Consider the following 20,161-nt stretch of genomic DNA (forward strand, 5'->3'; position numbering starts at 1 on the left):
GGTAGGTCAAAAACTATTCACGATAATAAACAGTAATATTTAAATTACGAAACTCATTAAACAATCCGGGATCCGGGGGCAAAGGCAAGGGCTTCGCTAGATAAATCGCCCTTTCCACTGCCTCATCAAAAGCAGTATAACTACTTGATTTGCGCAAAGTGACTGTCAGCACATCTCCTCCCGGTAGCAGGGTCACCATAAACTCAACTGCAGGGTTCCCCGGAAGATCCGGCGGCATGATAATCCGGCTACGAATCTTGGCCTGAATCATGGCTTTGTATTTTTCGATTTCACCCAGCGCTCTGGCTTGGGCTGCCTTTGCTGCAGCTATCTGCTGTTCACGCTGCTGAGCCAGATTTTGTGCTTCAGCCTGCTGCCGAGCGTCATCCTTTTTCTCGGCTTTCTGTTCGACTTTTTTGATAGATTCAGTTTTGGGTGCCTCTTTCTTAACCGACTCTGGTTTCTTTACCTCTTCCTTGGATGCTGGTTTCTCTACCGGTTTCTTGGCTGGTTCTTCTTTTGACACTTCCTTTTTCACCGGTTCCAGTTTTTTCACTTCCTCTTTAGGTTGTAGTTTTTCCGTTTTATCCTTAAGTGCAATCTCGGGTTTAAGTGCAATCTCGGGTTTACGCACCGGAGGGGGTGTCGCCTTGATCACCGGCTGAGGCTGGGTTTGAGCTTTTTGTTGTGGCCGGGATTGCAGCTTAGCTGGTTCGGTCTGGGATGTTACTTGCGCAACAGGTGATATAGGCTTGATCGGACGTTGAGGCAGATCTGCCCATAAATCAACGGACATCGCTTCAGGTGCTTCATTCTTCCAGTTCAGGCCAAATACCAGCAAAGCGAGAAATGCTGCATGCACCAACAGGGCAAACAATGCCGCACGCAGTTTTCCCGGTTCGCTCTTATTCCCGGGTAGCCAGACCATTGCGCATACACCCCGATAGTTATTTTGACTTGGTTAACAACCCGATTTTACGGATTTGTTGCTGTTGCAACATATCCATTACTTGAATTACCTTTTCGTAACGAACATTTTTATCTGCTGCAATCACGACAGGCTGATTGGTATTCTGTGCCTGCCTGGCCTTGATCAGCTCCACTAGCTGGTTGTGATTCACCTGCTGCTCCCTGTTCGCACCGGCACGATCACGTAACGTGAGATTACCATTTGCGGTAATTGTGACTTCTAAAGGCTCTGCTGGAGGTACAGATGATTTACCGATTTCAGGCAATTCAATTTGGCTGGGCTGGATAAGCGGTGCTGTGATCATAAAAATTATAAGCAGCACTAGCATAACGTCAATATACGGCACAACATTGATTTCATTCATTAATCGGCGTTTACTGCGACGCGGAATCATGAGAAATTTGCCATATCCCGAGGTTTAGCCACACGACGCTGCAAAACGTTGGATACTTCCTCTATAAAACTTTCATAGCGAGTGGCGAGCTGAGCGGTATCACTAGCATAGCGGTTATAGGCAATTACGGCCGGAATCGCTGCAAAAAGCCCCATTGCCGTTGCAATCAGCGCCTCAGCAATACCAGGCGCAACATGCGCGATGGTCGCCTGACCAACATTGGACAGCTCACGAAAGGCATTCATAATCCCCCACACCGTTCCGAACAATCCTACGTACGGACTTACAGATCCTACAGTAGCCAGAAACGATAAATGTGATTCAAGCCTGTCCATTTCCCGCTGGTAAACAGCTCGCATTGCGCCGCGCGTACTGTCCATGATGGGACCGATATCGATCCCCGACTGGTATTTGGTGAATTCACGAAATCCAGCTTCAAAAATACGCTCCATACTACCTGCTGCATGGCGCGCACTGGCCGCTCGCTGATACAGCGCATTCAAATCTGATCCGCGCCAGAATACGCTTTCAAATTCATCGGTTTGCTTGATTTCCTGACGGAGGGTAAATAATTTTCTGAAAATAAACCACCAGGAAATAAATGAAGCCAACAACAATAGCAGCATAACCAGTTGAACCGGGAGGCTTGCACCGCTAATCAGGTGAAGAAATGATAAATCCTGGGTGATGGTTTTACTCATAATGGCCGTTTTCTATTTTTTGACGAAGTGGCACTGGAATACTAATCGGTTTCAACGTATCTGATCCGACACATACTGCATGAACAGTTGCGCTGGCAAGTGTACCTTGTTCACGTAAAATCTGCTGCTGCAACGTTATCCGGCTTCTGCCCATTTCTGTTACCTTCACAGTTATGTCCAGCAAATCGTCTAGTACAGCCGGCTTGAAGTACTCGATACTGAGTGAACGAATAAGAAAAATCATTTTATGTGACCGGATCATGGTATCCACCGTAAACCCCAGATCGCGCAACCACTCGTAACGGGCGCGCTCCATAAAGTTGAGGTAAGATCCGTGATATACAACACCTCCCGTATCAGTATCCTGGTAGTAGACACGCACGGGATAAAAAAAAGCAGCTTTCATTTTTGTAAAAATACTCTTCAGAAAGATATTGAATCTTGGTTTGCGGGTTATTACCGGCTTTCAATCTGGGTTAAACAGACCGAGTGTAGCGGCTTGCTGTAAAGGGATGATATCGAAATGCTGATAAGTCATGGTTGTTGCCATTCGGCCACGAGGCGTACGCTGCAGAAAACCCTGCTGAATAAGATAAGGCTCCAGCACTTCTTCAATCGTGTCACGCTCTTCATTGATAGCCGCAGCAAGATTATCCACTCCTACCGGACCACCGCCAAATTTTTCCAGCACTGCTAGCAGAAGCTTTCTATCCAGTACATCCAGACCAGCAGCATCAACATCCAGCATCTGCAATGCAGCATCTGCTACCTGGCGATCAATACGTCCGTTCGCCCGGACTTCAGCAAAATCACGGACTCTGCGCAGTAATCGATTGGCGATCCGTGGCGTGCCCCGTGATCTGCATGCAATCTCTCTGGCGCCATCGGCAGTAATATCGACATCAAGCAACCCGGCAGAACGGGTAACAATCTTGCTGAGCTCATCGGAAGTATAAAATTCCAGACGGGAAACGATTCCAAAGCGGTCTCTCAGTGGGTTGGTCAACATACCCGCTCGCGTAGTCGCTCCCACTAGAGTAAAACTTGGCAAATCAATCTTGACTGATCTTGCTGCCACTCCCTCGCCGATCATGATATCTAACTGGTAATCCTCCATCGCCGGATACAGGATTTCCTCAACAACGGGAGAAAGCCGGTGAATCTCATCAATGAACAATACATCATTGGCTTCCAGATTGGTCAGCAAAGCGGCCAGATCACCTGCGCGCTCTAGTACTGGGCCGGAAGTATGGCGCAAATTCACACCCATTTCGCGAGCAATAATATGAGCCAGTGTCGTTTTACCCAATCCGGGCGGGCCAAACAGCAGCACATGATCCAGTGCTTCTTGCCTTTGTCTGGCAGCCTCAATAAAAATCTTCAATTGTTCACGGATCTTTTCCTGACCGACATAGTCATCCAGCTGAACAGGACGAAGTGCGCGTTCTATTACTTCTTCTTGGGAAGAAAACGGAGAGGCAGTGATAATCCGATCCGATTCAATCATTTAAGATCAGCCAAAATGTTATTTTACTTTCGACAAAAATTTAAGTGACTGCATAATACCGTCAGATACCGTAACACCTTCCGACAATTGCTCTAACGCCCGGTTAACTTCGCGGCCATTATAGCCCAGTGCTAATAACGCAGAGAGAATGTCTTTATCAACGTTAGATGCAGTCGGTCCCGTTTCAGAAAGGATCGCTACTGGGTCGATCTTATCGCGCAACTCCAGTAATAAACGCTCCGCCGTCTTCTTTCCAATTCCGGGGATTTTGGTTAGGCGAATACTGTCCTGCGATACCACAGCTTGATGGAGATCTGTGACGCTCAAGCCGGACAAAATCGCCAAACCTGTTCTCGCACCAATACCAGAAATTTTTGTAAGCTGGCGAAAAAGTGCACGTTCCTGCTCCGTCATAAAACCAAACAGTAAATGTACATCCTCTCGTACCCAGAAATGGGTATGGAGCGTTACCTTTTTGCCAATATCAGGCAACTTGCAGAAAGTACTCATTGGCACGTCAATTTCATAACCGGTACCTTGTACATCAACCAACACCAGCGGAGGATGTTTTTCAAGCAGCAACCCGGTAATTCTGCCAATCACGGACAACCACCTCGTTTCGGATGATTACGCACACTCAGGGCAAGCAAGCCTGTTCCTCCATGAGCATGGCAAATGGCACAGGCCAACGCATCAGCCGCATCCGAGCGAGGGCGTTCTCCCAGCCTCAACAATCGCATCACCATTTCCTGCACCTGCTCTTTCCGGGCATGGCCATTCCCCACTACAGATTGCTTGATTTGCAGAGCAGTATATTCGTACACGGAAAGTTCATGAAGAACTGCTGCACTAATTGCGGCACCGCGAGCCTGTCCGAGCAACAGCGTCGATTTAGGATTGATATTGACAAAAACCTGTTCTACAGCAACCTGCTCCGGTTGGTGCTGCAAAATAATTTCATTCAGTCCATCAAGGATGGTCTTCAAGCGATCCGGTAAACCGGATTTTTCGGTTACTACGCAGCCACTTCCAAGGTAGGTTAGTTGGCTTCCATTTTTTTCGATAACACCAAAACCTGTTATACGTAAGCCAGGGTCAATCCCCAGTATGCGGATGCTCTTGCCGGAAGGTAACAAGATTAGATGTCTAAGACTGCAGTAGTATAAACATCCTGTACATCGTCTATATCTTCCAGAGCATCCAACAGCTTCTGCATTTTGGCTGCATCATCACCCTGCAGCAAGATTTCGTTTTCCGGTTTCCAGGTTACCTCAGCCAGTTCAGCCTTAAAAGCAGCCTTTTCCAGCTCGTCTCTGACTGCTACAAATGTATCCGGACTGGTAATAACTTCCAGACTGCCGTCATCATTATCGATAACATCTTCCGCACCTGCATTGAGCGCAACTTCCAGTAACCGCGCTTCATCAATATCTGGCGCAAATAATAATTGGCCACAATGTGTGAACAAATAAGAGACAGAACCATCCGTTCCCAAGTTGCCACCGTGCTTGGTAAATGCATGACGAACATCCGCCACGGTTCGTGTACGATTATCCGTCATGCAATCAACCATGACAGCAGCCCCGGATACCCCATAGCCTTCGTAGCGAATTTCCTCATAGTTAACGCCTTCAAGCTCACCACACCCGCGCTTGATCGCACGCTCGACATTATCCTTTGGCATGTTATGTCCAAAGGCTTTATCCATCGCCAACCTTAAACGGGGATTACTACCAGGGTCTCCGCCACCCAGCCGGGCAGCAACTGTAATTTCCTTAATCAGACGAGTAAAAATCTTTCCTCGTTTTGCATCTTGCGCGGCCTTTTTATGCTTAATATTGGCCCACTTACTATGACCAGCCATTGACTTCCTCTAATCATTGAAAGGCTACAATGCTACCATTCCAGCATCATTGTATAAAGCATGCCGCAGCCGTGTGCCTTGTTGGTCGGGCCAGAGAGTACTTGGATACTTTAATCGCAAGCTGAAAATCAAAGCAGCTCAATTACTCAACCGTAACGGATTTTGCCAGATTTCTGGGTTTATCAACATCGGTACCCTTTTGCAAAGCCACGTGATAAGCCAATAGCTGTAACGGAATAGTATGCAAAATGGGACTAAGTACACCTCCATATTCATCCATGCGAATAATATGCACCCCTTCACTCTCCTCAATACGTGAATCTGCATCTGCAAAGACGTACAACTCTCCTCCGCGTGCACGCACTTCATGCAAATTGGATTTCAGCTTTTCCAGCAACACATCATTCGGAGCTATGGCAACTACAGGCATTCCACTGTCTACAAGCGCAAGAGGGCCGTGCTTGAGTTCACCTGCGGCATAAGCTTCAGCATGAATATACGAAATCTCCTTAAGCTTCAGCGCCCCCTCCAATGCGATTGGGTAGTGTACGCCGCGCCCCAGAAACAGAGCATGGTGTTTCTGGGAAAAATCTCCTGCCCATTTTTTAATTTCCAGCTCACTTTGAAGCGTACGCTGTATCGCAACTGGCAAATGCCGTAATGCGGCAATCATTTTCTGTTCGTCTTCAGTCGGCAATTTGTTGCGTATCTTTGCAAGCACTGCTGTAAACAACAGCAAAACTGCCAGCTGCGTAGTGAAAGCTTTTGTGGAGGCAACTCCAATTTCAGGGCCGGCACGAGTCAGGAAGCGCAGATTAGTTTGCCTAATCAGGGCACTTTCCGGCACGTTACAAATTGCTAAATTGTAGCGATGGCCTAATGACTTAGCATAACTTAGCGCAGCCAGAGTATCCGCAGTTTCACCAGATTGAGAAATACCAATAACCAGCGTAGCTGGATCAGCAATTGGATTGCGATATCGATATTCACTGGCAATCTCGACATTACAAGGAAGTCTTGCAATTGTTTCCAACCAGTATTTTGCAACCAGACCAGCATGATAGCTGGTCCCGCAAGCGAGTATCAATATTCCCCGAGTCTGGGCAAAAATCGTTTGTGCTTCACTGCCAAATAATTGAGGAGACACTGATTGTACATTCAATACCATTTCCAGGGTATTTGCCACAGCAACCGGCTGCTCAAAGATCTCCTTTTGCATAAAATGCGAATATGAACCTAGCTCCACCGCATCCCGCGTCAAGCTGCTCTCAATTACTTCACGAGTGACTTCACAGCCGTTTACCGTATTCAGGCAATTCAAAATACGATATCCATCACTGGACAACTCCGCCACATCTCCTTCTTCAAGATACACAATCCGCTGCGTAATCTGTACCAGTGCAGAGGCATCAGAAGCAGCGTAAAGTCCACCATCATCTATCCCGAGCAAGAGTGGAGCCCCATTTCTGGCAACGACAATGCGATCCTGACGCGCCTCTTCCATAACGGCGATAGCATATGCGCCCTGCAACTCCTCAAGGGAATGGCAGACAGCATCCAGCAAATCATCGGTCTTACGAAGATAAAGCGAAATCAAATGAGCAATTACTTCGGTGTCGGTATCTGACAGAAATTTAAATCCCTCCTGTTCTAAACGTTGCCGGAGAGTTTCGTGATTTTCGATAATACCATTATGTACAACAGCAATTTTTCTTTGATCACCAGAAAAATGCGGGTGAGCATTCCGCTCAGAAGGCGCCCCATGCGTTGCCCAACGAGTATGCGCAATACCGGTAAGTCCTGATGTTCCTCCGGCATGAACCAGCTTGCTCAGCTCAGAAACACGGCCCGTTGTCCGCAATCTATGCAACGTACCATCTGCAACTACGATTCCTGCCGAGTCATAACCACGGTACTCAAGCCTGGATAATCCTTCCAATAAAAATGGTACAACATCATTTTTCGCAATTGCACCTACAATACCGCACATAACCTATCCTCTACTCAGCTCTACCTTGTATAAACAGCATCAATCCTTGTTTTTTTTCGGCCGCTTCCAGTTGGCAATACTTATTTGTTTAATCCTGGATAATGTTAGCTGACCTTCAGGCGTATCACGCGTAATAGTGGATCCAGCGCCAATTGTCGATCCCTTGGCCACCGTTATCGGAGCGATCAACTGCGAATCAGAGCCAATAAACACGTCATCTTCAATGATCGTTTGGTGTTTAAAGGCTCCGTCATAATTACAAGTAATCGTACCAGCACCAATATTCACCCGTCTGCCCATTTCAGTATCACCAATATAGCTGAGGTGATTAACCTTGCTCCCAGAAGCTATATGACTATTTTTAATCTCGACAAAATTTCCAACATGTACAGCGTCGTCGAGTTGTGTCCCCGGTCGGATGCGAGCATAAGGGCCAACACGGCAATTTTTACCTACCTCTGTATCTTCTATCATGCTAAAAGGATGGACAATCGATCCATCCGAGATGGCCACGTTTCTAAGTATGCAGTTTGCGCTAATCTTCACGTTATCCCCCAAGCGTACATTACCTTCAAATACGCAGTTGATGTCGATTTCAACATTATGTCCGCAAATCAGCTGGCCGCGCACATCAAAGCGCGCAGGATCAGCAAACATCACTCCCTGCTCCATAAGCCCCTTTGCAACATCCTGCTGATGGGCGCGCTCCAAGGTAGACAATTGAATCTTGTCGTTTACACCAACCACTTCCCAATCAGATGCGGGGCTGGAAGTCTCTATTTGGACTCCATCATTAACAGCCATCGCAATAATATCGGTAAGGTAGTATTCGCCCTGAGTATTGGCATTACTTAGCCTATCGAGCCAGCTCTCCAGATACATATTCGGAAGAACCATGATGCCTGTGTTAATTTCACGAATTTTCTTCTGCGATGGCAGGGCATCCTGTTCTTCTACAATTGCTTGGACACGATTTGTTTTAGGGTCGCGTATGATACGCCCATAACCGGCAGGGTCATTTAATTCTACAGTCAGCAAAGCCAGGCTATCTTCACACGCTTTATCAATCAGGGATTTGAGTGTATTACTCTTTACTAACGGTACATCACCGAATAAAACCAGCGTAATACCATTCTTCCCCAAGCAAGGCAGAGCTTGCTTTACTGCATGCCCCGTCCCCAGCTGCTGTGTCTGTTTTACCCAGATAAGATTAGGATCATTACCAACAGTTTGCCGAACCAGCTCTCCGCCATGCCCGTAAATCACACATATTTTTGTAGGAGACAGAATACGCGCAGTATCTAAAACATGGAATAAAATAGGTTTTCCGGCCAAAGGATGCAAAACCTTGGGTAAAGTTGACCGCATCCTCTTACCCATCCCAGCTGCCAGTATGACTACATCAATTTGTAACACGAGTTAATCCTTACTTGAAATGCTTTGTTTATGGTTATGCAGTCAAAGGTGTATCTGCTAAACCAAGAATTATCTATCACTCTTGCACAATTATCAGTGACAAACACACGCAAATTAAGTGTACTGGAAAGGGAAAGGGTGGAATAAATAAGACAGCTAACAAAATACCTTCTGTTTATAAAAAAAGGCGATTATGAATCGCCCTTTTTTATAAACACATTACCATTGAACACTAATTAGATAACTCTAGTGTCTCCTTTTTCTTAGCTTCCGAATAGCTGCCAGCTGGGCTGTTGCTTCAATTAATTCAGCTTGTGCCCGTGCATATTCAATATCAGAAGTCTTATTTTTCATGATTTCTTCTGCTTTGCGCTTCGCCTCCAAGGCTTTGGCTTCATCTAAGTCCTGCCCCCGCACAGCGGTATCTGCCAGAATTGTTACAACATCGGGCTGTACTTCAAGCATACCACCCGAAACATAAATTTCTTCATCATCTTGAAGTGGTGCCTTTACTCGTACCACACCTGATTTGATACGAGTAAGCATAGGGGTATGCTGAGGATATATTCCTACCTCCCCCATCACTGCCGGAGCAACAATGAATTCTGCAGGTCCAGAATAAATCGATTCTTCTGCACTCACTATATCCAAGTGGAATATCGTACCCATTGATTACCTATAAAATAGATATTTATTATTGGAATGATTTAGCCTTCTCTAGCACTTCTTCAATTCCGCCCACCATGTAAAAAGCCTGTTCGGGAATATCATCATACTCACCATTAATAATTCCTTTGAAGCCCTTAATGGTTTCTTTTAATGAAACATATTTCCCGGGTGAGCCTGTAAAGACTTCGGCAACAAAAAATGGCTGCGACAGGAATCTTTGTATTTTTCGTGCGCGACTAACCGATAATTTATCTTCTGGTGAAAGTTCATCCATACCTAAAATAGCAATGATGTCACGCAGCTCTTTGTAACGCTGTAATGTCTGCTGAACTTCACGCGCTGTGTTGTAGTGATCTTCGCCAACAACCAGGGGATCTAATTGACGTGAAGTCGAATCGAGTGGATCAACAGCAGGATAAATCCCAAGAGAAGCGATATCCCTCGACAACACTACAGTAGCGTCAAGGTGACCAAACGTCGTTGCCGGAGACGGATCGGTCAAGTCATCAGCCGGTACATATACAGCCTGAATTGACGTAATTGAACCCGTTTTAGAAGAAGTAATTCTTTCCTGTAAACGCCCCATTTCTTCTGCAAGTGTCGGCTGATATCCAACTGCAGATGGCATACGCCCTAATAATGCAGAAACCTCCGTCCCCGCCAGAGTGTAACGATAAATATTGTCTACAAAGAATAAGACATCACGCCCTTCATCGCGAAATGCTTCAGCCATTGTCAAACCTGTTAGCGCAACACGTAAACGGTTTCCAGGTGGCTCGTTCATCTGTCCATAAACTAATGCCACCTTGTCCAATACATTGGAATCTTTCATTTCATGATAGAAATCGTTTCCTTCCCGTGTCCTCTCGCCCACACCAGCGAATACCGAGTATCCGCTATGCTCAATTGCGATATTACGGATAAGCTCCATCATGTTGACAGTTTTTCCTACACCAGCACCGCCGAAAAGCCCAACCTTGCCTCCCTTGGCAAAAGGACAAATCAAATCAATAACTTTGATTCCAGTTTCCAGCAGCTCCGTCGAGGCTGACAGTTCATCAAAAGCAGGGGCAGTCCGATGAATGGGCATGAATGATTCTGCACCAATTTCTCCCATTTCATCAATGGGCCTACCGAGAACATCCATAATGCGCCCCAGCGTCTTGGTACCAACAGGAACCGATATCTGCTTTTGTGTATTGGTAACCATCATCCCTCGCCTCAGACCATCTGACGATCCAAGTGCAATGGTTCTGACAACGCCATCTCCCAACTGCTGCTGTACTTCCAATGTTAACTCCGACCCTTCCATTACCAGAGCGTCATATACTTTTGGTATTCCCTCTGATGCAAATTCTACGTCGATTACCGCGCCAATGCATTGAACGACCTTTCCTTGATGGCTCATCACTTTTCCCTAAATACAAATTTACAATACTTAAACAGCCGCTGCTCCACCGACGATTTCTGAAAGTTCTTTGGTAATAGCTGCCTGACGAGATTTGTTATAAATGAGTGTCAGTTCGTCAATTAGATTACCAGCATTATCGGAGGCTGCTTTCATAGCAACCATCCTTGCTGATTGCTCGGAAGCCATATTTTCAGCAACTGCCTGATATACGAGTGCCTCTATATACCTGATCATAATATCGTCAATAACAGGTTTAGCTTCAGGTTCATAAATATAATCCCATGGAGCGCGAGCAGGCTTGGCTTCATTACTATCATCCCTCATATGCTCGTCAGTCAGCGGGAGAAGTTGCTCCATAACCGGTATTTGTTTCATAGTGTTGACAAAACGGTTATAGAAAATATATACCCTGTCAAAATGGTCAGTAGTATAAGCATCCAAGACAACCTTAACTGCGCCTATCAATTTTTCCATATTAGGTGCATCACCTAAACCAGTAACCTGTGAAATCACCTGGACACCGAGACGACTCATGAACCCCAAACCTTTGTTACCTATGCAGCAAACTTCTATTTGCTCGCCTTCGGCTCCCCAAACTCGTATTTCATTGAGAGCTCTACGTAATACATTAGTATTCAGCCCGCCACATAACCCTTTATCTGATGTCACAACAATAATTCCTACTCTTTTAACAGAATTACGGTCAATCAGAAAAGGGTGACGATACTCAACACTCGCCTTGCTCATATGTGCGGCCACATTACGAATCTTTTCGCCATAAGGACGCGCCTTTTTCATGCGATCCTGTGCTTTTCTCATCTTGGAGGCAGCAACCATTTCCATCGCACGCGTAATCTTTTGCGTATTTTTAATACTCTTGATTTTGTTTCGTATTTCTCTGCTGCTTGCCATGGGTTAGTATATCCCGTTCTGCTTAAATTCCTGAATAGCTGCTTCTAACGCCTTTTCTGTTTCAGCGTCAAGCTCCTTGGTTGTCTCGATCTTATCCAGTATTGCAGCATGATGACTACGAACATGGCTTTTTAATGCAGACTCAAAAGCAAGAGCGCGCTTAATGTCAACATCATCAAAATAACCTTTATTTAACGCAAACAGTGTTAATGCCATCTCTGAAACTTTTAATGTAGCGTACTGCGCCTGCTTCATTAACTCGGTAGCCATTTTTCCACGCTCCAGTTGCTTACGTGTGGCCTCATCAAGATCAGAAGCAAACTGTGCAAAAGCAGCAAGTTCACGATATTGCGCCAAAGCCAAACGAATACCACCGCCTAGTTTTTTGATGACCTTGGTCTGAGCAGCGCCCCCGACTCTGGAAACCGAAACACCAGCATTGATTGCCGGCCGTATACCTGCATTAAATAAATCAGACTCAAGGAATATCTGACCATCCGTAATTGAAATTACGTTAGTAGGTACAAATGCCGTTACGTCACCTGCTTGAGTTTCAATAATAGGTAACGCGGTTAGCGATCCTGTTTTTCCTTTTACTTTTCCACCAGTAGCTTTTTCAACATAATCAGCATTCACTCTTGCTGCTCTTTCTAATAAACGAGAGTGAAGATAGAAAACATCTCCCGGATAAGCCTCACGACCAGGAGGTCGGCGCAACAACAAAGAAATCTGACGATAAGCCCATGCCTGCTTAGTTAGGTCATCATAGACAATCAGCGCATCTTGCCCCTTGTCACGAAAATATTCACCCATGGTACAGCCAGAATAAGGTGCAATATACTGCATAGCTGCTGATTCAGAAGCAGAAGCCACTACCACAATGGTATATGCCATGGCACCAACTTCTTCCAGTTTACGCACCACGTTTGCAATTGATGAGGCTTTCTGACCTATTGCAACATAGATGCAGATCATATCTTCACCTTTTTGATTAATGATCGCATCAATTGCAACTGCTGTTTTACCTGTCTGCCGATCTCCAATGATCAACTCACGCTGCCCTCTTCCGATCGGAACCATTGAATCAACCGATTTCAAGCCAGTTTGCATTGGTTGATCAACTGATTTACGTGATATGACGCCAGGAGCAATTTTCTCTATTGGTTCCATTCCCTGTGCAGCTATAGGTCCTTTACCATCAATCGGCTGCCCTAAAGCATTTACGACACGACCCAGCAAAGCCTCTCCTACAGGAACCTCAAGAACTCTGCCAGTACATTTTACGATATCCCCTTCCGTAAGATGTTCGTAAGCACCTAAGATAACCGCACCAACCGAATCACGCTCCAAATTTAACGCCAGGCCATACGTCCCACCCGGAAACTCCAGCATCTCGCCTTGCATTACGTCAGAAAGACCGTGCACTCGAACGATACCATCCGTTAACGATACAATAGTTCCTTGTGTACGAAATTCCGATGTAACAGAAAGGCCTTCAATTTTACTCTTGATTAATTCACTGATTTCTGATGGATTTAACTGCATTTTATATCACTCCTAGCTTTTGAGAGTCGCCGCCATAGCTTCCAGCTTTCCGGACACAGAACTGTCAATCACCTGGTCACCGATTTCAATTTTTACGCCACCAATAAGCCCACTATCCACACTTACCTGAGCCTTTACTTTATGCTGAAATTTTGCCTCCAGAACCGATATGAGCTTTTCCAGCTGATACGATTCAAGAGGAAATGCTGATACTATTTCCGCTTCAAGCACACTCTCATGTTGCGCCTTAAGCTGCTCATACAGCTCGCTTATCTGCGGCAATACAAGTAGCCGTCCATTTTCAATCAACAATGAAATTAAACGCCTTCCATCTTCATTTAGTTCTTTATCACAAATACTGAAAACGATTTCACGCAGTTTTATTGATGGGATTTGTGGGTTACCGATTAAAGCATTTACCTGAGATTCCTGAATAACAGAGCTGACAATCCCAAGCATCTCCGACCAGAGTGACAAAGATTCACTTCCTTGAGCAAGTCTGAAAACTGCCTCTGCATACGGTCGTGCAATTGTTATCGCTTCAGCCATTTATTTTAACTCTGTCTCTATTGATGCCAGTAGATCAGCATGAGCCTTGGCATTTACTTCACGACGTAGAATTTTTGAAGCACCTTGCACTGCCAACCCCGCCACCTGTTGACGCAATGATTCACGCGCACTAAAAATCTCATGCTGAATTTCCGCTTTAGCTCCGGCTAGAATTTTTTCACCCTCAACTCGAGCATTCTTTTTAGCTTCTTCTATGATGTCAGAAGCTCTTTTTTCCGCCTGAATAACGATCTCACCCGCACGCTGCTTGGCTTCTTTCAATACCTCTGATGAACGCTGGCTGGCAAGCTCCAATTCCTTCTTACCACGCTCACCTGCTGCCAAGCCATCCGCTATTTTCTGCTGACGCTCTTCAATAGCACGCAACAAATACGGCCACACAAATTTTGTGGTAAACCATATAAATATGGAAAAAGCTATCGCTTGCGAGACCAATGTGAAATTTATATTCATAACAGCCCCTTATTTACATTCGGCAACTAATTCAATAATTTACTGAACAACAGCTAACAATGGGTTACCAAATGCAAAAAGCATTGCTAAACCTACGGCAATAATAAATGAAGCATCAGTCAATCCCAGCAACAAAAACACCTTACCCTGCAAGGTAGGAATCATTTCAGGCTGACGAGCAGCACCTTCCAAAAATCGGCCGCACATCACACCCACACCAATACACGCACCCGCTGCACCCAAACCAATCATTAATCCAATACCAATTCCGGTATACGCCTGAATCATTGCAAGAAATTGAACGTTATCCATATTTTTCCCTTTAGTTCAAGTTAATAACAAAAAAACTTTTAAATCAATGTGATTCATGCGCCATGGAAAGATAAACCACAGCCAGTATCATAAATATAAACGCATGCAACACCACGATCAGTATGTGAAAAATTGCCCAACCAACACCAAGGACAGCTCCAAAAATTGTACCGGCGATCCCTGTTGCCGCCCACATACCGAGCAACATAAAAATAATCTCACCCGCATACATGTTCCCAAAAAGTCGCAAAGAATGAGATAAAGGCTTTGAGATGTATTCAATCAGATTCAACAACAAATTAAACGGCCACAATATAGGATTCTTGCCGAAAGGGGCGCAAAACAACTCTTTAATCCACCCTCCAAAACCCTTTACTTTGATGCTGAAGTAAATTGTTAGCACCCAGATAGAAAGCGCAAGTGCAAAAGTTGTATTAACATCTGCCGTCGGCACACCTCGCCAGTTATGCAGACCGAACAAGTGCTCGTAAATCCACGCCATAATATCGACAGGCAAAAAATCCATGGAATTTAACAGAAGAACCCAGACAAAAATTGTTAACGCCGCCGGGGCAACAAAGGCATGACGATTTCCGTGAAATGTATTTTTTACCTGATCATCTATAAATTCTATCAACAACTCAACAAAAGCCTGTGTTTTACCGGGGACTCCCGACGTAGCTTTCCTAACAACCATCCAAATAAAACCAAGACTGATCACGCCAAGTATCAATGACATCACCAGTGTATCCACATGCAAAACCCAGAATGAACCCTCTCCGATGCTCATCGTCATATGTGTTAAGTGATGCTGTATGTACGATGTTGGGTTTAACTCAGCTTCAGTTGACATCTACTTACCTTTATTACGTTATTTGATATGTTCATTTAACAGGAGGCTTTTCTGAAACAAACACTGCCATGCTTGACATCAATACAGCAACAGTAAACGAACCAATAAATATAACAGGCTTCAAATCTTTATATGCTGCAAACACGATCCATAACAGCATTACTATTAAAAATATTTTCACAGCTTCCGCACGAAGTGCCGTGCGTAAAACATCACCTGCAGAATATCCGCTGTGCCTGGATACCAAAACTGCGTAAGCACCTCCTGCAATTACGCTGACTAATACACCAAAAAAACCAGAGAATGCGCCACTTACACCTGACAACAAACCACAAACAATCGCCACCACAAATGCAAATGTCAGTTGCCAGAGCAGAACAATACCAAGCGGTCTGTGCTTAATCAGAAACATAATCCAAGCGGATACGTCGAAAAATTAAAAAGTGAAATGTCCCTAAAAAAGTGCGGCGATTCTACCCTGATCACCCTACCCAGTCAACGCGAATGAGAAATGTCGATTTTAACTTAGATGGCGTAGTCACGAGATTGAAAATATGAGATTCTTTTATTTTTAAAAGGATCTCATACAACACAACCCCATCGCAGGCATGATATTTCAAATAAGCTGGTTGCTACTTGATGAGCATTTACCGGGCAGAGAAGGGGCATAGGGAGGGATTTACCGCCGGACTACGGGAGAATACCCACCATCGCTTTATCCACTGGCATGGCGTTGCTTGCTTGCTTGCTTGCTTGCTTGCTTGCTTGCTTGCTTGCTTGCTATAAGATACGCCAAAAACACCTCTTCTTTTCTTGCCACCGTACAAATTAGATGCATCACCCTCTGGGCAGGTATCTTGTGATTGCACCATCGAGTGATTTATCTGTTGCCAGTTAATTTGAGGCAGATATTTGAAAGATCGTATCCGCAGTCCACAAATTTGACTATACTCGTTCTTTATTGATTTCTATATCAGGAGTTTGCCGGATACAAGCTATCCGGTGTACTAACCGATTCTTACATCTCATGACTCAAGTTTATTTTGATCATAATGCCACTACTAAAGTGGATGATGCAGTGCTGACAGCGATGCTGCCTTACTTCCGTGAACATTATGGTAATGCGTCTAGCAGTCATTCCCTTGGATTGGCTGCACGCCGAGCAATTGATCAGGCGCGTGAACAGGTGGCTCAGGCGGTAGGAGCTCGGCCTGCACAGGTCATTTTTACCAGTGGTGGTTCTGAGGCAAATAACTTGTTTATTCGCGGTGTAGCAGATAGCCTGAAGCCTTCCGCACTGATTGTAAGTGCAATTGAGCATCCATGCGTCATGCGTACCGCGCAGGCACTGACAAGAAAAAACGGTGAGAAATGGCAACTGCATTATCTGTCAGTGGATGCTGCAGGACAGGTAAATACGGATGAAGCAACGGAAATGCTGGTTGCAGAAAAACCAGCCATGGTTTCAGTAATGCTGGCAAATAATGAAACTGGTGTGATTCAGGATGTTACTTCCATTGCTGAGGCTGCAAAGGCACAGGGTACTTGGATGCATACCGATGCAGTGCAGGCATTTGGTAAAGTTCCGGTAAATTTTGATGAACTTGGCATACATGCCATGACGTTGTCTGCACATAAAATTTGCGGGCCCAAGGGGGCTGCAGCGCTGATTATTGATGCGCGTCTACCACTTAAACCGCTCATTTACGGAGGCGGCCATGAAGATGGGCTGCGCTCCGGTACCGAGAATGTGCCAGCTATTGTCGGATTTGGTGCTGCTTGTGAACTTGCTATATCCAGGCTAACTGAATCAATGGCACACACGGTGAAGTTGCGTGATCATCTGGAGCATGGTTTGCTGGCGATGGGTGCTACGGTATTTGGATTGGATGCTTCTCGCTTGCCTAATACCTGTTATTTTGCATTGCCAGATATAGAAGGCGATACCTTAGTTGTTCGCCTGGATAAAAGAGGATTTGCAGTTGCCAGTGGCGCTGCCTGTTCCAGTACTGTACCCGGTAAAAGTCATGTACTGGAAGCCATGAATGTACCAACTATTCTGGCGCGATGTGCGGTAAGGGCAAGTCTGGGGCCAGATAATACAATTGAAGAAGTTGACGCTTTTCTTTCTGCTATCAGGCATATAGCGGATGAATTGAGAAAAATGAGCGTACTGCTAAATGTGTGAATATATCGAAAGAACCCGTAATTGAATAGAGCCGGATATAAAAATGACTGATCAAATTGATGATTTTCCGGGTAAGGCGATCATTCTGAGTGCCGGGCAGGGCAGACGATTATTACCCTTGACTGAAGATACTCCTAAATGCCTGTTGCCAGTTTCAGGCAAACCGGTGATTGTTTGGCAGATTGATACCTTGCTGGCCAATGGTATCCAGGAAATCGTAATCGTCGCCGGCTTCCAAATTGGCAAAGTGGAAATGCTGTTAGCCGAACGCTATCCGAATCATTCTAATATTCGGGTTGTGTTTAATCCTTTCTACGAAGTAGCGGATAATCTGGCCAGTTGCTGGATTGCACGTGAAGAGATGAATACCGGATTTCTATTACTGAATGGTGATACGCTGCTGGAAGATAATTTGCTGTCAGGTGTGTTGCGCACACAAATAGCACCAATCACTTTATGCATTGATTTTAAAGAAAAATTTGATGACGATGACATGAAGGTTCAGCTTGATCTGCTAGGCCAAGTGAAACAGGTCAGCAAGAAACTGTCTGTAGAGGAAACCAATGCAGAATCAATTGGACTGATTCGTTTCAACGGGCAAGGTGCGCGGCTTTTCCGTAATGCAGTGGAGCAGGCATTACGCGAACCGGAGAAACTTGGATCGTGGTATCTGGCTATTATCAGTGCGTTAGCTAAACAAGGTATAGTAAGTAGCCACTCGGTTGTTGGTAATCACTGGTGTGAAATTGACTTTATTCAGGATTTACAGAGGGCGAGAAACTACTTCTCTTGTGTGGAGATTGCTGCAGATCAATCGCAATCTGATCAGTTCCTGCAGGCACCAGGCTGATCTGGAGAAAAGATAGTGAGTATGAAAATATTTAATGGCACCATGCAGAAGTTTGGCGCGCCAGACACAGTTATTTGCCAGTTTCAGTATTGGAGCGTGCTGTTGCGTCCAGCCCAGTTGACCTTGGGTGCTTTGGTTTTGATTGCGCATGAACCGGTACAAAGTTTTTCTGCGTTGAGCAGTGCCAGTTTTACTGAACTGAAAATTGTGACTGGCAAGATTGACGTTGCTTTAAGAAAAGCCTTTCAGTATGACAAATTGAATTACCTGATGTTGATGATGGTTGACCCTGATGTCCATTTTCACGTTATTCCTCGTTATGCACAAGCCAGAGAATTTGCTGGTAAAACTTTTTTTGACGCTGGTTGGCCCGGTATGCCTGATTTCAGCAAAATTAACGGAACCAATCCAGATATAAACCAGCTGATAATCAAACACCTGATTTCTAACTGGGGATAAATTTGAAAAATATTTTCCCTCATGGCTGCTGATAACGATAATACGATACAAGTCAATTTTCCCTTATATGAGGCGCGTGCATTGGTGCGTGACCTAATGACGCCTGATCCTGGAATTTACTGGTCAGATTTTCTGTTTCACATCATGCTGGGATGGGCAGCTTTCGCGACGGCATTCCACATGTCATGGTTTTCCATCTGGCAAATACTTTCTTGTTGGGTAGCGATATTTGCCTTTTATCGTGCTGCAATTTTCATCCATGAGCTTGCCCATCTTGAGCGAGGAACGTTCAAAATGTTCCGACTGGTGTGGAATCTGACTTGTGGCATTCCATTTATGATCCCGTCTTTTACCTATGACGGCGTGCATTATGATCATCATAAACCGGCTATCTATGGCACCTCTGAAGATGGGGAATATCTTCCCTTTGCCACTCAACATCCGGTAGGGTTAGTAGGTTATGTACTGCTTTCACTGATTCTGCCGCTACTGCTGGTGATGCGGTTTTTGTTGCTGACTCCAATTTCGTATCTGATTCCACCCTTGCGGAAAATTATCTGGGAGCGTGCTTCTTCGCTAACAATTAATCCAGCCTATATTCGTCGAGCAAATGCTGTACGTAACGATCATCATTGGCAGCTGCAGGAGCTGGCGACATTTTTGTTTGCAGTAATTGTCGTAGCCAGTGTGATATTGGGGAAGTTATCCTGGCAGGTATTGGTGCTCTGGTATGTGGTTGCTGTCGCAATTTTTATCCTGAATTCACTGCGCACTCTGGCTGCCCATGCGTATCGTCATAGAGGTGATTATCATCTGACACTGGTTGAGCAGTATCTTGATTCCATCAATGTCCCCGGTAATTTTATGACTGGATTATGGGCGCCGGTCGGGCTGCGTTACCACGCTACACACCATCTTTTCATGAGCATGCCCTACCACAATCTCGGCAAGGCTCAAAAGAGGCTTGCACAGGAATTTGGTGATAACCAATTGATTTTACAAGCCAATCGTAATGGATTGTGGTCTGCATTGAGGCAAATCTGGCAGGAATCTACGGCGGCAGTAAAGAAAAATAATGTACGGGATTGATGTTTAAT

General features: G+C 45.2%; 23 protein-coding genes. 4 read left to right on the plus strand and 19 right to left on the minus strand.

Annotated elements, in window-relative coordinates; translation table 11 throughout:
- Positions 1 to 13: 13 nt before the first annotated feature.
- The 19 genes from tolA to ABF86_RS09395 form a co-directional block, all read right to left on the minus strand.
- Complete coding sequence (gene tolA / locus ABF86_RS09305) at positions 14 to 928, minus strand: cell envelope integrity protein TolA (protein WP_074684653.1); 915 nt, start codon at positions 926 to 928, stop codon at positions 14 to 16.
- Positions 929 to 947: 19 nt separating this feature from the next.
- Complete coding sequence (tolR, locus tag ABF86_RS09310) at positions 948 to 1,364, minus strand: protein TolR (RefSeq protein ID WP_176752576.1); 417 nt, start codon at positions 1,362 to 1,364, stop codon at positions 948 to 950.
- A complete protein-coding gene (gene tolQ / locus ABF86_RS09315) occupies positions 1,361 to 2,065 on the minus strand; it encodes a protein TolQ (RefSeq protein WP_011633414.1) in 705 nt (234 codons plus the stop codon). The genes tolR and tolQ overlap by 4 nt, the downstream gene beginning before the upstream one ends.
- Positions 2,058 to 2,471, minus strand: a complete 414-nt coding sequence (ybgC, locus tag ABF86_RS09320) for a tol-pal system-associated acyl-CoA thioesterase (RefSeq protein WP_074455739.1) — start codon at positions 2,469 to 2,471, stop codon at positions 2,058 to 2,060. The genes tolQ and ybgC overlap by 8 nt, the downstream gene beginning before the upstream one ends.
- Positions 2,472 to 2,531: 60 nt before the next feature.
- A complete protein-coding gene (ruvB, locus tag ABF86_RS09325; RefSeq protein ID WP_074455740.1) occupies positions 2,532 to 3,572 on the minus strand; it encodes a Holliday junction branch migration DNA helicase RuvB in 1,041 nt (346 codons plus the stop codon).
- 18 nt (positions 3,573 to 3,590) lie between these two features.
- Entirely contained in the window at positions 3,591 to 4,175 is a 585-nt protein-coding gene (gene ruvA, locus ABF86_RS09330) for a Holliday junction branch migration protein RuvA (RefSeq protein ID WP_074684652.1), read from the minus strand.
- Positions 4,172 to 4,708 (minus strand): crossover junction endodeoxyribonuclease RuvC, encoded by a 537-nt coding sequence (ruvC, locus tag ABF86_RS09335; RefSeq protein ID WP_074684651.1) that lies wholly within the window; start codon positions 4,706 to 4,708, stop codon positions 4,172 to 4,174. The genes ruvA and ruvC overlap by 4 nt, the downstream gene beginning before the upstream one ends.
- Before the next feature lie 2 nt (positions 4,709 to 4,710).
- A complete protein-coding gene (locus ABF86_RS09340; protein WP_011633409.1) occupies positions 4,711 to 5,436 on the minus strand; it encodes a YebC/PmpR family DNA-binding transcriptional regulator in 726 nt (241 codons plus the stop codon).
- A 142-nt stretch (positions 5,437 to 5,578) separates the two neighbouring features.
- Positions 5,579 to 7,426: a glutamine--fructose-6-phosphate transaminase (isomerizing) gene (gene glmS / locus ABF86_RS09345; RefSeq protein ID WP_011633408.1), complete on the minus strand. Its 1,848-nt coding sequence runs from the start codon at positions 7,424 to 7,426 to the stop codon at positions 5,579 to 5,581.
- Positions 7,427 to 7,465: 39 nt separating this feature from the next.
- Entirely contained in the window at positions 7,466 to 8,842 is a 1,377-nt protein-coding gene (gene glmU / locus ABF86_RS09350) for a bifunctional UDP-N-acetylglucosamine diphosphorylase/glucosamine-1-phosphate N-acetyltransferase GlmU (RefSeq protein WP_011633407.1), read from the minus strand.
- 246 nt (positions 8,843 to 9,088) lie between these two features.
- The gene (locus tag ABF86_RS09355) at positions 9,089 to 9,511 is read right to left on the minus strand and encodes a F0F1 ATP synthase subunit epsilon (RefSeq protein ID WP_011633406.1); all 423 of its coding nucleotides are present in this window, start codon (positions 9,509 to 9,511) and stop codon (positions 9,089 to 9,091) included.
- 25 nt (positions 9,512 to 9,536) lie between these two features.
- Positions 9,537 to 10,919: a F0F1 ATP synthase subunit beta gene (gene atpD / locus ABF86_RS09360; protein WP_074455743.1), complete on the minus strand. Its 1,383-nt coding sequence runs from the start codon at positions 10,917 to 10,919 to the stop codon at positions 9,537 to 9,539.
- Positions 10,920 to 10,949: 30 nt separating this feature from the next.
- Positions 10,950 to 11,834, minus strand: a complete 885-nt coding sequence (gene atpG / locus ABF86_RS09365) for a F0F1 ATP synthase subunit gamma (protein WP_074455744.1) — start codon at positions 11,832 to 11,834, stop codon at positions 10,950 to 10,952.
- 3 nt (positions 11,835 to 11,837) lie between these two features.
- Positions 11,838 to 13,379 (minus strand): F0F1 ATP synthase subunit alpha, encoded by a 1,542-nt coding sequence (gene atpA / locus ABF86_RS09370; protein ID WP_074455745.1) that lies wholly within the window; start codon positions 13,377 to 13,379, stop codon positions 11,838 to 11,840.
- 12 nt (positions 13,380 to 13,391) lie between these two features.
- Positions 13,392 to 13,928 (minus strand): F0F1 ATP synthase subunit delta, encoded by a 537-nt coding sequence (locus ABF86_RS09375; protein WP_074455746.1) that lies wholly within the window; start codon positions 13,926 to 13,928, stop codon positions 13,392 to 13,394.
- Positions 13,929 to 14,402 carry a F0F1 ATP synthase subunit B gene (locus tag ABF86_RS09380; RefSeq protein ID WP_011633401.1) on the minus strand — a complete coding sequence of 158 codons (474 nt, stop codon included), beginning with the start codon at positions 14,400 to 14,402 and terminating at the stop codon, positions 13,929 to 13,931.
- A 39-nt stretch (positions 14,403 to 14,441) separates the two neighbouring features.
- Positions 14,442 to 14,714 (minus strand): F0F1 ATP synthase subunit C, encoded by a 273-nt coding sequence (gene atpE / locus ABF86_RS09385; RefSeq protein WP_011633400.1) that lies wholly within the window; start codon positions 14,712 to 14,714, stop codon positions 14,442 to 14,444.
- A gap of 43 nt (positions 14,715 to 14,757) precedes the next feature.
- Positions 14,758 to 15,567, minus strand: a complete 810-nt coding sequence (atpB, locus tag ABF86_RS09390; protein WP_074684650.1) for a F0F1 ATP synthase subunit A — start codon at positions 15,565 to 15,567, stop codon at positions 14,758 to 14,760.
- Between the two features lie 31 nt (positions 15,568 to 15,598).
- Positions 15,599 to 15,979, minus strand: coding sequence for an ATP synthase subunit I (locus ABF86_RS09395; RefSeq protein WP_011633398.1), 381 nt, complete (start codon positions 15,977 to 15,979; stop codon positions 15,599 to 15,601).
- 615 nt (positions 15,980 to 16,594) lie between these two features.
- Here ABF86_RS09395 and ABF86_RS09400 point away from each other — a divergent pair.
- The 4 genes from ABF86_RS09400 to ABF86_RS09415 are packed head-to-tail and all read left to right on the plus strand — an operon-like array spanning position 16,595 to position 20,153.
- A complete protein-coding gene (locus tag ABF86_RS09400; RefSeq protein WP_074455747.1) occupies positions 16,595 to 17,755 on the plus strand; it encodes a cysteine desulfurase family protein in 1,161 nt (386 codons plus the stop codon).
- 43 nt (positions 17,756 to 17,798) lie between these two features.
- On the plus strand, positions 17,799 to 18,605 hold the full coding sequence (locus ABF86_RS09405) for a phosphocholine cytidylyltransferase family protein (protein WP_074684649.1): 807 nt from the start codon (positions 17,799 to 17,801) through the stop codon (positions 18,603 to 18,605).
- Between the two features lie 21 nt (positions 18,606 to 18,626).
- A complete protein-coding gene (locus ABF86_RS09410; protein ID WP_074455749.1) occupies positions 18,627 to 19,064 on the plus strand; it encodes an HIT family protein in 438 nt (145 codons plus the stop codon).
- Positions 19,065 to 19,085: 21 nt separating this feature from the next.
- On the plus strand, positions 19,086 to 20,153 hold the full coding sequence (locus ABF86_RS09415; protein ID WP_074455750.1) for a fatty acid desaturase: 1,068 nt from the start codon (positions 19,086 to 19,088) through the stop codon (positions 20,151 to 20,153).
- Positions 20,154 to 20,161 lie beyond the last annotated feature (8 nt).

It is taken from the genome of Nitrosomonas sp. GH22, assembly GCF_009833115.1.
In the GTDB taxonomy this organism is placed as follows: Bacteria; Pseudomonadota; Gammaproteobacteria; order Burkholderiales; family Nitrosomonadaceae; genus Nitrosomonas; species Nitrosomonas eutropha.

Excerpts from the sequence above, each read along its gene's own strand:
- tolA (WP_074684653.1), bottom strand. The coding sequence starts at position 928 with ATGGTCTGGCTACCCGGGAATAAGAGCGAACCGGGAAAACTGCGTGCG.
- tolR (WP_176752576.1), bottom strand. The coding sequence starts at position 1,364 with ATGATTCCGCGTCGCAGTAAACGCCGATTAATGAATGAAATCAATGTT.
- tolQ (WP_011633414.1), bottom strand. The coding sequence starts at position 2,065 with ATGAGTAAAACCATCACCCAGGATTTATCATTTCTTCACCTGATTAGC.
- ybgC (WP_074455739.1), bottom strand. The coding sequence starts at position 2,471 with ATGAAAGCTGCTTTTTTTTATCCCGTGCGTGTCTACTACCAGGATACT.
- ruvB (WP_074455740.1), bottom strand. The coding sequence starts at position 3,572 with ATGATTGAATCGGATCGGATTATCACTGCCTCTCCGTTTTCTTCCCAA.
- ABF86_RS09340 (WP_011633409.1), bottom strand. The coding sequence starts at position 5,436 with ATGGCTGGTCATAGTAAGTGGGCCAATATTAAGCATAAAAAGGCCGCG.
- glmS (WP_011633408.1), bottom strand. The coding sequence starts at position 7,426 with ATGTGCGGTATTGTAGGTGCAATTGCGAAAAATGATGTTGTACCATTT.
- ABF86_RS09355 (WP_011633406.1), bottom strand. The coding sequence starts at position 9,511 with ATGGGTACGATATTCCACTTGGATATAGTGAGTGCAGAAGAATCGATT.
- atpD (WP_074455743.1), bottom strand. The coding sequence starts at position 10,919 with ATGAGCCATCAAGGAAAGGTCGTTCAATGCATTGGCGCGGTAATCGAC.
- atpG (WP_074455744.1), bottom strand. The coding sequence starts at position 11,834 with ATGGCAAGCAGCAGAGAAATACGAAACAAAATCAAGAGTATTAAAAAT.
- atpA (WP_074455745.1), bottom strand. The coding sequence starts at position 13,379 with ATGCAGTTAAATCCATCAGAAATCAGTGAATTAATCAAGAGTAAAATT.
- ABF86_RS09375 (WP_074455746.1), bottom strand. The coding sequence starts at position 13,928 with ATGGCTGAAGCGATAACAATTGCACGACCGTATGCAGAGGCAGTTTTC.
- ABF86_RS09380 (WP_011633401.1), bottom strand. The coding sequence starts at position 14,402 with ATGAATATAAATTTCACATTGGTCTCGCAAGCGATAGCTTTTTCCATA.
- atpE (WP_011633400.1), bottom strand. The coding sequence starts at position 14,714 with ATGGATAACGTTCAATTTCTTGCAATGATTCAGGCGTATACCGGAATT.
- atpB (WP_074684650.1), bottom strand. The coding sequence starts at position 15,567 with ATGTCAACTGAAGCTGAGTTAAACCCAACATCGTACATACAGCATCAC.
- ABF86_RS09395 (WP_011633398.1), bottom strand. The coding sequence starts at position 15,979 with ATGTTTCTGATTAAGCACAGACCGCTTGGTATTGTTCTGCTCTGGCAA.
- ABF86_RS09400 (WP_074455747.1), top strand. The coding sequence starts at position 16,595 with ATGACTCAAGTTTATTTTGATCATAATGCCACTACTAAAGTGGATGAT.
- ABF86_RS09405 (WP_074684649.1), top strand. The coding sequence starts at position 17,799 with ATGACTGATCAAATTGATGATTTTCCGGGTAAGGCGATCATTCTGAGT.
- ABF86_RS09410 (WP_074455749.1), top strand. The coding sequence starts at position 18,627 with ATGAAAATATTTAATGGCACCATGCAGAAGTTTGGCGCGCCAGACACA.
- ABF86_RS09415 (WP_074455750.1), top strand. The coding sequence starts at position 19,086 with ATGGCTGCTGATAACGATAATACGATACAAGTCAATTTTCCCTTATAT.